The sequence below is a fragment of the Streptomyces candidus genome (assembly GCF_014207445.1).
In the GTDB taxonomy this organism is placed as follows: Bacteria; Actinomycetota; Actinomycetes; order Streptomycetales; family Streptomycetaceae; genus Streptomyces; species Streptomyces candidus.
In genome coordinates this window covers 1-13,160 of record NZ_JACHEM010000006.1, presented here as the reverse complement: position 1 = coordinate 13,160, position 13,160 = coordinate 1, and the positions used below count along the sequence as shown (strand labels likewise).

Below are 13,160 nucleotides of genomic sequence, written 5' to 3'. Positions count from 1 at the left end.
CCGGGCCGCGGGCGGGGAACCGCAGCCCACCCCGTGGACGCCGCGGGACACCTGGCCGAGGACCGCCGCCGCGCCGCGGCAGGACGACGGTCCACGCGTGCCCGCCGCACCGCACGCGGCCGCCGCCCGGCCGCAGCCGCCCCCGCACTGGTTCGACGACGACGCGGGCCCCGTCGTACGCCCGTACGCGATGACCAGGGGCCGTACGAGCAGCGCGACCCGGCACCGGCTCGACCTGATCGCCATCGTCATCCCGGAACCGGCGGCGGACGAGCCGGACCGCGACCACACGCTCGCGCCCGAGCATGTCGAGATCGTCGAGCTCTGCCACGAGAGCCCGCAGTCGATCGCCGAACTGGCCGCGACCCTCGACCTCCCCGTGGGCGTCGTCCGCGTCCTGGTCGGAGACCTGGTCGACGAGCAACTCGTGCACGTCACACGCCCGGTGGAGCCGGCCGAGCTGCCGGACGAAAGCCTGCTGCGCGAAGTGATCGACGGCCTCAGAGCCCTCTGATCCCCGCCCGCGCCGGCGCCCGCCCACACCCCCGCCCCACGAGCATCACACCCTCCAGCACCGCCCAGTACCGAGCGGAAGACAGCCCTCCGCGCAGCGAGATCGGGAGAACCCAAACGATGGTCTTCGGGCGTTCCAGCCGCAAGAAGCGGCCCGTGGAGCCGGTGACGCTGAAGATTCTGGTCGCCGGCGGATTCGGGGTGGGCAAGACGACCCTGGTCGGCGCGGTCAGCGAGATCAGGCCGCTGCGCACCGAGGAGACCCTCAGCGAGGCGGGCCGTCCGGTCGACGACACCCACGGGGTCGAGGCCAAGACCACCACCACCGTCGCCATGGACTTCGGCCGCATCACCCTCAGAGAGGACCTGGTGCTCTACCTCTTCGGCACCCCCGGCCAGGACCGCTTCTGGTTCCTCTGGGACGAGCTGGCGCAGGGCGCGCTCGGCGCGGTCGTCCTCGCCGACACCCGGCGCCTGGAGGACTGCTTCGCCGCCGTCGACTACTTCGAGCGCCGCAACATTCCCTTCACGGTCGCCGTCAACTGCTTCGACGGCGCTCCGCGGCACCCCGTCGAGACGATCGCCGCCGCCCTCGATCTCGACCCGGACGTGCCGGTCCTGCTGTGCGACGCCCGGGGCCGGGAGTCGGTGAAGGAGGTTCTGATCGCGGTGGTGGAACACGCGCTGGCGCTCTCCGAGAGCCGCCGCAGGGCAGCCACCGCCGCCGCCACCTGACGGGCTCCCGCCCCGGCGAAGCGGCCCGCACCCCCGCCGACTGGGGTGCGGGCCGCGGCCGTTGCCCCTCCCGCGCGACGCGTGCGGCACGGCCTGCCGACGGCGTGAGCCGACGACGCGGGCGCACCGGGCAACGCGACGCCTGACGATCGTAGTGCCGTTACTCCTCCCCGTCCCCCTGCCAGCCGAAGCTGCGTTCCACGGCCTTGCGCCAGTTCCGGTACTCGCGGTCGCGCTCCGGCGCGCCCATCCGCGGCGTCCACTCCGCGTCCCGCTGCCAGTGTGCCTTCAGCTCGTCCAGGTCCGACCACACACCCGTCGCCAGCCCTGCCGCGTACGCCGCGCCCAGGCACGTCGTCTCGGCGACCCTCGGCCGGATCACCGGCACGTCCAGCACGTCCGCCTGATGCTGCATCAGGAGGTTGTTGCCGGTCATCCCGCCGTCGACCTTGAGGGTGCTGATCCGCACGCCGGAGTCCTGGTACATGGCGTCGACGACCTCACGCGTCTGCCAGCTCGTCGCCTCCAGCACCGCCCGTGCCAGATGCGCCTTGGTGACGTAGCGGGTCAGCCCGGTGATGACGCCGCGCGCGTCCGCACGCCAGTAGGGCGCGTACAGGCCGGAGAAGGCCGGCACGATGTACGCGCCGCCGTTGTCCTCCACGCTCGCCGCGAGCGGTTCGATCTCGTCCGCGCTGCGGATGATCCCCAGCTGGTCGCGGAACCACTGCACCAGCGCGCCCGTGATCGCGATCGACCCCTCCAGGCAGTAGACGGGGGCCTCGCCGCCGATCTTGTAGCCCACCGTGGTGATCAGGCCGTTCTTCGACGGGACCGGCCGGGTGCCGGTGTTCAGCAGCAGGAAACTGCCCGTCCCGTACGTGTTCTTGGCCGTACCCGTCTCGTAGCACGCCTGCCCGAACACGGCCGCCTGCTGGTCGCCCAGCGCGGACGCGACCGGCACCCCGGCGAGCTGCCCGACAGCGGTGCCGTACACCTCCGCCGACGACTTGATCTCCGGCAGCACGGCCTCCGGCACCCGCATCGCGGAGAGGATCGCCGGATCCCACTCCAGCGTCTCCAGATTCATCAGCATGGTCCGCCCGGCATTGGTCACGTCCGTCACGTGCACGCCGCCCTGGGTGCCGCCGGTGAGGTTCCAGATCAGCCAGGAGTCGATCGTGCCGAAGGCGATCTCGCCGCGTTCGGCCCGGGTCCGCAACCCGGGGACGTTGTCGAGCAGCCAGGCCGCCTTGGGCCCGGAGAAGTAGCTCGCCAGCGGCAGTCCCGTCCGGTCGCGGAAACGGTCCTGCCCGTCGGTTCCGCCGAGTTCCGTGCACAGGGCGGAGGTGCGGGTGTCCTGCCAGACGATCGCGTTGTGCACCGGCTTGCCCGTCGCCCGGTCCCACAGAACGGTCGTCTCGCGCTGGTTGGTGATGCCGAGCGCGCTGAGCTGGTCGGCGCGCATGCCCGCCTTGGCGAGCGCCCCCGCGACGACCGCCTGAACCTTCGACCAGATCTCCGTGGCGTCGTGCTCCACCCAGCCCGGCTTCGGGAAGATCTGCCGGTGCTCCCGCTGATCTACGGCCACGATCGCACCGCCGTGGTCGAAGATGATGCAGCGGCTGGACGTGGTGCCCTGGTCGATCGCCGCGACGAACTTCTCGCTGTGGTCGCTCATGGAATCCCCTCGCTGTGAGAGCTGCTGGCGGAACGGGCCCGGAAGCGGGACCCGGGAGGGCCGGGACTAGAAGGCCATGGTGTAGACGAGGCCGCCGAGGGCACCGCCGACGAGCGGGCCGACCACCGGAACCCAGGCGTAACCCCAGTCGGACGTCCCCTTGTGGGGGATGGGCAGTACGGCGTGCACCAGGCGCGGACCGAGGTCGCGGGCGGGGTTGATGGCGTAACCGGTGGGCCCGCCGAGGGACAGACCGATGCCGACCACCAGGAACGCCACGATGAGGGTCTGGGTACCGGAGGTCCCCAGGCCCTTCGTCAGCCCGAACGCCAGGATGGGCAGGACCAGGGCGAAGGTGGCGATCACTTCGGTGAGGAGGTTGGCTACCGGGTTCCTGATCTCGGGGATCGTGGAGAAGACGCCCAGCGTGGCGACGGCGGTCTCCTTCTCCCGGTTGGCGTCGAACTGGGCGTAGTAGACGAGCCAGGCGAGCACGGCACCGGCCATCGCCCCCACCAGCTGTCCGAGCACGTACACCCAGACCTGGCTCCACACGCCGGTGTCGACCGCGATGCCGAGGGTGACCGCCGGATTGAGGTGGCCGCTGGAGAGCGGCGCGGCGGTGTACGCCCCGGCCAGCACCCCGAAGCCCCAGCCGAAGGCGATGACGACCCACCCGGCCGCCTTCGCCTTGGAGAACCTCAGGGTCACGGCGGCGCACACGCCCACCCCGAAGAGGACGAGGATCGAGGTACCGATCAACTCACCGCGGAAGACTTCCCAGTTGCTCCAAGTGCTCATGAGAGGGCGGCTCCTAGGGCCTCGCCGGGGCGGGTCCCGGTCCTTGACTGGGCAGGGCGGGGCGACCTCAACGGCCGTACATTGCAGGCCAGTTGACATGGCGGCGCGGACCGACACCGGGAAGTGTTCACCGGCCGAGATCGGGCGTCAAGGAGCTGGACGGCAACGGCGGCAGGGGCTCCGCCAGGGCGCCCCGGGACCGGGGCGCCCGACCCCTCAGCGGTTCTCCGCGAGCCACTTCTCGGTGGTCTCCGCGAGCTCACGGTCGCGTCCCGCCAGCATCGTCCGGATCATCTGGACGTCTCCGCGCAGCGACCAGGCGGGGTGGCCGAAGGTGGCGGGATTGTTCTTCTCGATCAGGAAGTGGGCGGGCCACGCCGTCCCGTAGCCGATGAGCGGCAGCGCCGCCGCGTAGCGCCGGCGGCCACGAGCCAGACCGTACGCGCTGACGGCGAGACCGGTGAGGGTGCCGGTCAGATGCAGCCAGCGGGTGGCGGCGCGGGAGTGCATCGCGACGTAGTAGGGCCAGAACTCCTCGTACGAATCAAACGTCTGCTCCATGAGGGCACGGTAGGCGCTCGCCGGCGAACGGAACACGGAGCCGACCGCAAAAAACCACACACGAAGAACGGGATACGGAGAACCGTACGCGGAGATTCGGCGTCCGGTAGGAGAGAACGGGCTGCCGGGGCCGACGGGGGTGGTCCTGGCAGCCCGTTCGGTTGCCCGCCCCGGGAAGGGCCCTCAGCGACCGGCGACGGACCGGCGCGCCACGGGGAAATCGAAGTACGTGTCCGGGAAGAGCTCGGGCTTGTACGTGAAGTGCCACCATTCCTCGGGCAGATTCGTGAAACCCTGGGCGGCGAGCGTGTTCTTCAACAGCTGCCGGTTCGACCGCTGCACGCCCCGGATCCGTGGGTCGTCGGTGTGCGAGAGGGTGTCGAAACAGTCGTAACCCGTCCCCATGTCCACGGAATTGTCCCTGAACCGCTCATCCTGCGGGGCGTAGCACGGTACGAGCTTTTCACCCGGTACGTACGGCCTGGTCGGCCACGCCGGGAGCTTCACGAGCGTCAGGTCCACGGTGCTGCCCCTGCTGTGCCCGGACTTCTCGGCGATGTAACCGTCCGTGAACAGCCGCGACTTGTCGACGCGCGGATAGAACGCAGGCTTCATCGCCGTGTCGCCGAGGTCCTTCGCCCAGCGTACGAAGTGGTCGACCGCCCGCTGCGGCCGGTAGCAGTCGTACACCTTGAGCGTGTACCCCGAGCGGAGCAGCACGCGCTGCGCCCTCGCCAGCGCCTGCGCCGCGGGCCGGGTGAGCAGGCAGACGGGCTCCCGATAGCCGTCCACGCGCTCGCCGACGAAATTGTGGGCCGTGGTGTACCGCATGTCCTGAAGGACCGTCGGCGCGACCGACCGCAACGGAACGAAGGCGTCCGGAGCCGGGGGCGCCTCAGGGCGGCCCGGGCCGGGGGAGGGGGCAGCGGCCACGGAAAGAAGCGCGAGGACAACGGCCGCACATGCGCCGTACGACCGAAGATCTCTACCCAAACGTCGTCTCATGCGCCCCGTCTACCACCCACCCACCCCAGAAGGAACCCCACCGTCCCATCCCCGGCTCCGGCTTCTGTCAAGAACGGGCCGGTGGCCGGCCGCCGCGGCAGCCGCGGTGGTGGCGGTGCCGCTGCTGGTCATGTCGGAAACGAAGCGCTGGTGCACGCCGGGGTGGCCCCCGCTCCACCGCCCCGACGTCGGCCCCAGCGCTTGCCCCGAACCGGTCCACGATCCACCACCGGTGGGCCGGTCGCCCGACCGAACGTCCCGAGACCGGGCCCGCTCGGCCGTCCCCACGCCGGGCCCCCGACCAACCGCGCGCCGCTCGGGCTCCTTGCCACCTACGGGCTGCGCGTCGAGCATCCCCGCTCCGCCGGACCCGTGTCAGGCGTCTTGCCGCCCCGTTCCCGCGTCGGGCCCCTCCCCATCCGCCCGCGTCGGACTGGCTGCCACCCACCCTCCCCACATCGCTTCCCAACCACCGTCCCCATGCCGGCCCCCACCTCGCCACCGACCCCACGCCGGGACTCCGTCCAAACGCCCCCGCGTCCAGCTCCTGTCCACCCGCGCCGTGACGGGCTTCCTGCCACCCACCGGTTCCGCCCCGCTCCCTCCCCGCCCACCGAACCTAGGCTTACAGTCGGCGCCGTGACGTACACCCACTGTCCCCACTGCGGCACGCCGTATGCCGACGCCCACGGCTGGCCCCGCACCTGCGCCGCCTGCCACGAGAGCGTCTATCGCAATCCGCTGCCGGTGGCCGTCGCGCTGTTGCCCGTAAGGACGGCCGACGGCGTCGGGCTGCTCGTGATCACCCGTGCCATTGAGCCCCGATGCGGCGGCGTCGCGCTGCCGGGCGGCTTCATCGACCACGGTGAGGACTGGCGGGAGGCGACGGTCCGCGAACTCCGGGAGGAGACCGGCATCGTGGCCGCGGCCCGGGACGTCCGGCTGGCCGACGCGCTGAGCTCCCCGGCCGACCACCTACTCCTCTTCGGCCTGCTCCCCACCGTCGCCGCCACGTCCCTGCCCGTCGCGGCGCCCACCGCCGAAACCACGGGCTGGCACCTCCTGCACACACCGGCCGAACTGGCCTTCCCCCTGCACACCGAAGCGGCACGCGCCTGGTTCAACGGCTTCTACACCTGACCCGCCCCGACCACCCGAACCACAGGCCCACCGGGGCGCCCGTACGCCCGCCCCGTTCGCCGCCCTCGTACGCCGGTGCCCGACTCACTCGTCGGCGGGCGGGGGACAGTCGCCGCCACTCGTCGACGTACATCTGCCGCCCTTCACCCCCGGACGCGTACCTGTCACCGGCACCCCTGTGAGTCCCCGGAGCCACATCCACGCCCCTCCCGCCGCTCCGCGTCCATGTGTGCGCTCCCGGCCCACACGCGGCACGCGTTTGCGTTGGTCACCGCGAGGCCGGGCGGCTCACGCACACCACGAGTCGTCCCCGTCATCCCGCCGCCCCCGGGCCGGGCAGGGTCAGGGGCACGGGCTCTCGGCGTTGAGACACGACGGCGGCCGTAGCCCGTACCCATGAGCAACGCGGACGGCAGCACGGCGAGCCTCCTGTTCTCCCGTCCCCTGCCGCCCCGCGTCCGCGCCCACACGTCCACCCCACGCACCACAGGCCGAGCGCCGGATCCGTGGCAGTGCGGCAGGCCAAACGCTCGGCACCCCGCGGTACACGACCGCCTCCAGGCACCGCGACCGACCGCACACCCCCCAGACCGGGGAGCGGAAGGCCCAGCCCCGCACACCGACCGCTGAACCCGACCGGCAGCCGGTCACCCTGGTGTGGAAGTCGATCACGTGGCATCGTCCCCCTCAGCCCTGTTCGCGGCACCGCGCGCCGCGACGGGTCGGCCGGACACCGAGCCGAATTCCGACCTGCCAACCACGCCCGACGCCAGCCGGAGCCACGAGGACCTGCACGACCCGTACCAGCCCGCCCAGTGCCTTCCCCGCGGGACCGTCGAACGACGCAGCCGCACCACAGAACCCGCAGAGCCGCAGAACCCGGGAGCCCCCATGACCTCGACCGCAGCGACGAACTCCGCGTCCCAGCCCGAGCCGCCCCTCTGGCAGCCGGGCCCCGACCGCATCGCCGAGGCGGCGGTCACCCGCTTCCAGTCCTGGGCCGCAGAACTCCACGGCGCCCCCGCGGACGGCGGTTACGATGCCCTCCACCGCTGGTCGGTCACCGAGCTCGACACGTTCTGGAAGGCCGTCGCCGAGTGGTTCGACGTCCGCTTCTCCACCCCGTACGAGACGGTACTCGGCGACCGCACGATGCCCGGTGCGCAGTGGTTCCCAGGGGCCACGCTCAACTACGCCGAACATGCCCTGCGCACCGCGGAAGACCCCTCCCGCGCCGACGAGCCCGCCCTGCTGCACGTCGACGAGAGCCAACAGCCCGAGTCCGTCACCTGGGCCGGGCTCCGCCGTCAGGTCGGTTCCCTGGCCGCCGAACTACGCGCACTCGGTGTACGCCCAGGAGACCGCGTCAGCGGCTATCTCCCCAACATCCCCCAAGCCGTCACCGCCCTCCTCGCCACCGCCGCCGTCGGCGCCGTATGGACCTCCTGCGCCCCCGACTTCGGCGCCCGCAGCGTCCTCGACCGCTTCCAGCAGGTCGATCCCGTCGTCCTCTTCGCCGTCGACGGCTACCGCTACGGCGGCAAGACCCACGACCGCACGGACACCGTCGCCGAACTCCGCCGCGAACTCCCGACCCTCCGCGCGGTGATCCACATCCCGCTGCTCAACACACCCGCCCCCTCCGGCACCCTCGAATGGTCATCCCTCACTGAGAGTGACAACGAGCCGGTCTTCGAGCAAGTTCCCTTCGACCACCCCCTGTGGGTTCTCTACTCGTCGGGAACCACCGGCCTTCCGAAAGCAATCGTCCAGTCCCAGGGCGGCATCCTGCTCGAACACTTCAAGCAGCTCGGCCTGCACTGCGACCTCGGCCCCGAAGACCGCTTCTTCTGGTACACCTCCACCGGCTGGATGATGTGGAACTTCCTCGTCTCCGGTCTCCTCACGGGCACCACGGTCGTGCTGTACGACGGCAGTCCTGGCTTCCCCGACACGGGCGCCCAGTGGGCCGTCGCGGAGCGTACCGGCGCCACCCTCTTCGGCACCTCGGCCGCCTACGTCATGGCCTGCCGCAAAGCAGGGGTCCACCCCGCGGCCGGACACGACCTCTCCCGCGTCAGGTGCGTCGCCACGACCGGTTCCCCGCTCCCGCCCGACGGCTTCCGCTGGCTGCACGACGAATTCGCCGAAGCCGGCCACGACCTCTGGATCGCCTCCGTCAGCGGCGGCACCGACGTGTGCAGCTGCTTCGCAGGAGCCGTCCCCACCCTCCCGGTCCACATCGGCGAACTCCAGGCAGCCTGCCTCGGCACCGATCTCCAGGCATGGGACCCCCAGGGCAGACCCCTCACCGGAGAAGTCGGCGAACTCGTCGTCACCAACCCGATGCCGTCCATGCCCACCCGCTTCTGGAACGACCCCGACGGTGCCCGCTACCACGACAGCTACTTCGACACCTACCCCGACGTGTGGCGGCACGGTGACTGGATCACGATCACCGCACGCAACTCCGTGATCATCCACGGCCGCTCGGACTCCACCCTCAACCGCCAGGGCGTCCGCATGGGCTCCGCCGACATCTACGAGGCGGTCGAACGCCTCCCCGAGATCCGCGAGTCCCTCGTCATCGGCCTCGAAGAGCCGAACGGCGGCTACTGGATGCCGCTCTTCGTCCACCTCGCCGACGGCGCCGTGCTCGACGACGCGCTGCGCGCCCGCATCAAGAACACCATCAGGACCTCACTGTCACCCCGCCACGTCCCCGACGAGGTCATCGAGATCCCCGCCGTCCCCCACACCCTCACCGGCAAGCGCATCGAAGTTCCGGTAAAGCGCCTCCTCCAGGGAACCCCGCTGGCCAAGGCGGTCAACCCGGGCTCGGTCGACAACATCGACCTCCTCCACTTCTACGAGGAGCTGGCCCGTACCCGCCGCTGACCCGGCCCGTCCCACCCCCATTGTCAGTGCTCCCGGTTACTGTGAGTGAGCAATGATCGACAGCGCTCAGGGGGAGCCATGGAGCAGGCGCACAACCAACGGAAGCGGACCAGCCACACCCAGAACCGTCAGCACACGAAGGCGAGGCGCCGCGCTCTGCGTCGCGAAGTCCCCAGCACAGTGGGCCTTTTGGCCGACGAGCAGGACTTCGCGGCCATGACCGGCTACCGCACCTTCGCCTTCGACGACCACCCGACCTACCTCCAGCAGATCGACGACCTGCTCAAGACCCTGGCGGCCCAGGGCCTGCACACGAGCGTCACTCTCTTCGACCCGGAAGAATTCGGAGAGTTCTGCACGGCGGCGGGCCTGGACCCCGACAGGCCGGAAACCCGGGCCCGATTCACCGCGCACACCGCGGCCCGCGGCGTCTGCGTCCCTTACACGGGCCAGCGCGTCGACGCCCTGGTGCCCGTTCTCATCAACGAGGCGGTCCGCCAGGCCACCTGGGACTGCGCGACCCTCCTCCTCACCGACCTCGGCAACTGCGCCGAATGCGGCGAGGACATCGGCCGCGAAGCCTTCGAACGGTCCTCGCACCTACTGGTGGGCCTGCTGAAGGGAGCGGGCACCGGGATCCACCACCTCGTGTGCAGCGTCCCCGCCGACGAGGAACAACTGCTCGCCGTACTCCACGCCGAAACGGGCGATGACGCTGCCCCCGAACTGCAGGACGACGAGGGCGCGGAGTTCGTGACGGTCCTCGCCGCAGGTATCGCCCTGGGAAGCCCCGGGGGAGTGGTGCTGCGCACGAGCCGGGAAGGCGAACCCGACCGTGTGCACGGCTGGCGTCTCGACCACGGCGGCCTCGCCGCCCTGACCGCGGCCGAAGTCTTCAACGCCTACTGCACCGACGCCGAGACCGGGGAACCCGTCGCCCCGGAACCGGGCGTCGACTACTGCGCGGGCTACCCGATCACCGACATCTCTGGCGGCCCCGGACACTGAAAAGGTCCTGGGGGCCGCCGAAGGATCCGGCGGCCCCCAGGACCGGCAAGTACGTTCAACGCCGCCGGGTCACTCCCCGGACAGCACCGCCTGCGCTGCCAGGCGAGCCTCGTCGGCCGTGTCCACGGCACGCGCCGCGGCAGCCGCCCGCTCGCACTGCGCCAGCGTGTACTTCGCCAGCGTCGCCCGCACGTACGGGATCGCCTTGGCGCCCATCGACAGGGAGGTGACACCCAGACCGGTCAGCACACAGGCGAGCAGGGGATCGGCCGCGGCCTCGCCACACACCCCACAGCTCTTCCCCTCGGCCTTGGCCGCCTCGGCGGAGGCCGCCACCAGGTCGAGCAGCGCGGGCTGCCACGGGTCCTGCAGCCGCGACACCGCACCCACCTGACGGTCCGCCGCGAAGGTGTACTGCGCCAGGTCATTGGTACCCAGCGAGAGGAACTCGACCTCCTGGAGGATCGATCGGGCCCGCAGTGCGGCGGACGGAATCTCCACCATCGCGCCGAACTTCGCCTCCAGGCCGGCCTCACGGCACGCGTCCGCGAACGCCTTGGCGTCCGTACGGTCCGCGACCATGGGCGCCATGACCTCCAGATACACCGGCAGGCCCTCGGCAGCCCTCGCCAGCGAGGTCAACTGGGTGCGCAGCACCTCGGGGTGGTCCAGCAGCGAACGCAGTCCCCGTACGCCGAGCGCCGGGTTCGGCTCCTCGGCCGGAGTGAGGAAGTCGAGCGGCTTGTCCGCACCGGCATCCAGCACACGGACGACCACACGGCTCTCCGGGAAGGCCTCCAGCACCTGACGGTAGGCCTCGACCTGCGACTCCTCGGACGGCGCCTGCTTGCTGTCGTCCAGGAAGAGGAACTCGGTACGGAACAGCCCGACGCCCTCGGCACCGGCCTCCACCGCCGCCGGAACGTCCGCCGGCCCACCGATGTTGGCGAGCAGCGGCATCTTGTGCCCGTCCGACGTCGCACCCGGACCGGTCGACGCGGCCAGCGCCGCCTTGCGCGCAGCTGCCGCGGCCTCCAGCTCAGCCTGCTTCTCAAGACTCGGCTCGATGAAGACTTGGCCGGTGCTGCCGTCCACGGCCACCACGGTGCCCTCGGCCAGCTCACCTGCGCCCGGCAGCGCGACCACGGCGGGAACACCCAGCGCCCGCGCCAGGATCGCGCTGTGGCTGGTCGGCCCGCCCTCTTCGGTAACGAACCCGAGCACCAGAGCCGGGTCGAGCAGAGCGGTATCGGCGGGCGCCAGATCCCGCGCGATGAGTACGTACGGCTCGTCGCTGTCCGGTACTCCCGGCATCGGAACGCCCAGCAGGCGGGCGACGATACGATTCCGCACGTCATCGAGGTCTGCCACTCGCCCGGCCAGGTACTCGCCGGCACCGGCCAGCAGCGCCCGGTACGCGGCGAAGGCGTCGTACACGCCGCGCTCGGCCGTGCTCCCCACGGCGATCCGACGGTCCACGTCAGCCATCAGCTCAGGGTCCTGAGCCATGAGGGCCTGGGCCTCGAGTACGTCCTGGGCCTCGCCGCCCGCAAGATTGCCCCGAGCGATGAGGTCGGCCGCCACGGCTTCCACGGCCTGCCGGGCGCGCCCCTGTTCGCGCTCGGCGTCCTCCGCCGGAATCTGCTTGGCCGGCGGCTCCAGTACCGCTGTGCCCATGTGCCTGACCTCGCCGATCGCCACACCGTGGCTCACACCGACGCCTCGCAGCGTTGTCTCCATTTCACCGTCTCCGCTAGTTGCGACGGACTCCGCCGCCGCGATGGATGTGCTACCCGCCGTCGTCACGGCGCCGAGCTCTACTTCCAGGTGAAGAGAGCGTCGCCGGCCTTCACGTCGCCGTCCTCGACCAGGCCGGAGAGTGCGTCGGGGATGGCTTCCAGCGCCACCACGGGACAGATGGGCGACTTGCCGGCGGCCTCGACCGCGGCCGGGTTCCAGCGCACGACCTCCTGGCCGCGCGTCACGGTGTCCCCCTTGTTGACGAGCAGCTCGAAGCCCTCGCCGTTCAGCTGGACGGTGTCGATTCCCAGATGCGTCAGCACGCCGTGCCCTTCGCCGTCGACGACGACGAACGCGTGCGGGTGCAGGGAGACGACAACGCCGTCGACCGGTGCCACGGCCACGGACGGCTCGCGCACGGGGTCGATGGCGGTGCCGGGACCGACCATCGCGCCGGAGAACACGGGATCGGGGACTGCGGCGAGTCCGATGGCACGACCTTCAAGAGGGGACATCACGCTGGTCATGGGGCCTCCCAGGGGCGGAGTATGTGCGGCGCCGTCACTACCTGTCCTGGACGGCATACCTGGTTCAGAGGGTAAGTCATAAGAAGTCCCGGTTCCGCACGAGAGGTGCCACTTGGACGACCTTGAGATGCACCAGAAACGATTTGCCTCGACTAGCGGCGCCCTGTACTGTCGTACTCCTGCCTGACCCCAGCACGTACCCACTTCTCTTGTGGGCCGTGCGTCGGCAGCGTCTCGTTAATGTTGATCCTAACTCGAATTGCTGTTCCCGTATGCCGTGGAAACAGTGGTCACTGAGCCGGAAAAGCACTGATAGAGTCGGCACCGCTGGAAAGAGGAGAACGCGAGAGCGGGAAACCTGGAAAGCACCGAGGAAATCGGCACTGGAAACGGTCTGATAGAGTCGGAAACGCAACAACATAAAAGAAATACCGAACGAAAACGTCCGGAGGAAAACCCGCAGGGGTGAGTACGAAGGAAGCGTCCGTTCCTTGAGAACTCAACAGCGTGCCAAAAGTCAACGCCAAATATGTTGATACCCCGGCCACTTC

12 protein-coding genes are annotated in these 13,160 nt (G+C 70.4%); 5 read left to right on the top strand and 7 right to left on the bottom strand.

Annotated elements, in window-relative coordinates; all coding sequences use genetic code 11:
* The first annotated feature begins 97 nt into the window (after positions 1–97).
* Together HNQ79_RS13145 and HNQ79_RS13140 are read left to right on the top strand one after the other, a co-directional pair.
* The gene (locus HNQ79_RS13145; protein WP_229923585.1) at positions 98–514 is read left to right on the top strand and encodes a DUF742 domain-containing protein; all 417 of its coding nucleotides are present in this window, start codon (positions 98–100) and stop codon (positions 512–514) included.
* Positions 515–633: 119 nt separating this feature from the next.
* Entirely contained in the window at positions 634–1,248 is a 615-nt protein-coding gene (locus HNQ79_RS13140; RefSeq protein WP_185030412.1) for a GTP-binding protein, read from the top strand.
* 160 nt (positions 1,249–1,408) lie between these two features.
* Here HNQ79_RS13140 and glpK read toward each other — a convergent pair whose 3' ends face one another.
* The 4 genes from glpK to HNQ79_RS13120 all read right to left on the bottom strand — a co-directional run bounded on the left by glpK (position 1,409) and on the right by HNQ79_RS13120 (position 5,296).
* Positions 1,409–2,929 (bottom strand): glycerol kinase GlpK, encoded by a 1,521-nt coding sequence (gene glpK / locus HNQ79_RS13135; protein ID WP_185030409.1) that lies wholly within the window; start codon positions 2,927–2,929, stop codon positions 1,409–1,411.
* A gap of 66 nt (positions 2,930–2,995) precedes the next feature.
* The gene (locus HNQ79_RS13130) at positions 2,996–3,730 is read right to left on the bottom strand and encodes an MIP/aquaporin family protein (RefSeq protein WP_185030407.1); all 735 of its coding nucleotides are present in this window, start codon (positions 3,728–3,730) and stop codon (positions 2,996–2,998) included.
* Between the two features lie 216 nt (positions 3,731–3,946).
* Positions 3,947–4,291 carry an Mpo1-like protein gene (locus HNQ79_RS13125; protein WP_185030404.1) on the bottom strand — a complete coding sequence of 115 codons (345 nt, stop codon included), beginning with the start codon at positions 4,289–4,291 and terminating at the stop codon, positions 3,947–3,949.
* 183 nt (positions 4,292–4,474) lie between these two features.
* Positions 4,475–5,296 carry a M15 family metallopeptidase gene (locus HNQ79_RS13120; RefSeq protein ID WP_185030401.1) on the bottom strand — a complete coding sequence of 274 codons (822 nt, stop codon included), beginning with the start codon at positions 5,294–5,296 and terminating at the stop codon, positions 4,475–4,477.
* Between the two features lie 639 nt (positions 5,297–5,935).
* Here HNQ79_RS13120 and HNQ79_RS13115 point away from each other — a divergent pair.
* The 3 genes from HNQ79_RS13115 to HNQ79_RS13105 all read left to right on the top strand — a co-directional run bounded on the left by HNQ79_RS13115 (position 5,936) and on the right by HNQ79_RS13105 (position 10,342).
* Complete coding sequence (locus tag HNQ79_RS13115) at positions 5,936–6,436, top strand: NUDIX domain-containing protein (RefSeq protein ID WP_229923561.1); 501 nt, start codon at positions 5,936–5,938, stop codon at positions 6,434–6,436.
* Positions 6,437–7,327: 891 nt separating this feature from the next.
* Positions 7,328–9,334, top strand: a complete 2,007-nt coding sequence (locus tag HNQ79_RS13110; protein ID WP_185030395.1) for an acetoacetate--CoA ligase — start codon at positions 7,328–7,330, stop codon at positions 9,332–9,334.
* A 78-nt stretch (positions 9,335–9,412) separates the two neighbouring features.
* The gene (locus HNQ79_RS13105) at positions 9,413–10,342 is read left to right on the top strand and encodes a DUF8829 domain-containing protein (RefSeq protein WP_185030392.1); all 930 of its coding nucleotides are present in this window, start codon (positions 9,413–9,415) and stop codon (positions 10,340–10,342) included.
* A 69-nt stretch (positions 10,343–10,411) separates the two neighbouring features.
* Here HNQ79_RS13105 and ptsP read toward each other — a convergent pair whose 3' ends face one another.
* The 3 genes from ptsP to HNQ79_RS33225 form a co-directional block, all read right to left on the bottom strand.
* Positions 10,412–12,082: a phosphoenolpyruvate--protein phosphotransferase gene (gene ptsP / locus HNQ79_RS13100; protein WP_185030389.1), complete on the bottom strand. Its 1,671-nt coding sequence runs from the start codon at positions 12,080–12,082 to the stop codon at positions 10,412–10,414.
* A 77-nt stretch (positions 12,083–12,159) separates the two neighbouring features.
* Positions 12,160–12,609, bottom strand: a complete 450-nt coding sequence (locus HNQ79_RS13095; protein WP_185030386.1) for a PTS sugar transporter subunit IIA — start codon at positions 12,607–12,609, stop codon at positions 12,160–12,162.
* Between the two features lie 290 nt (positions 12,610–12,899).
* Positions 12,900–13,160 (bottom strand): hypothetical protein (locus HNQ79_RS33225; protein ID WP_221507679.1); only part of this gene is annotated, 261 nt, incomplete at its 5' end.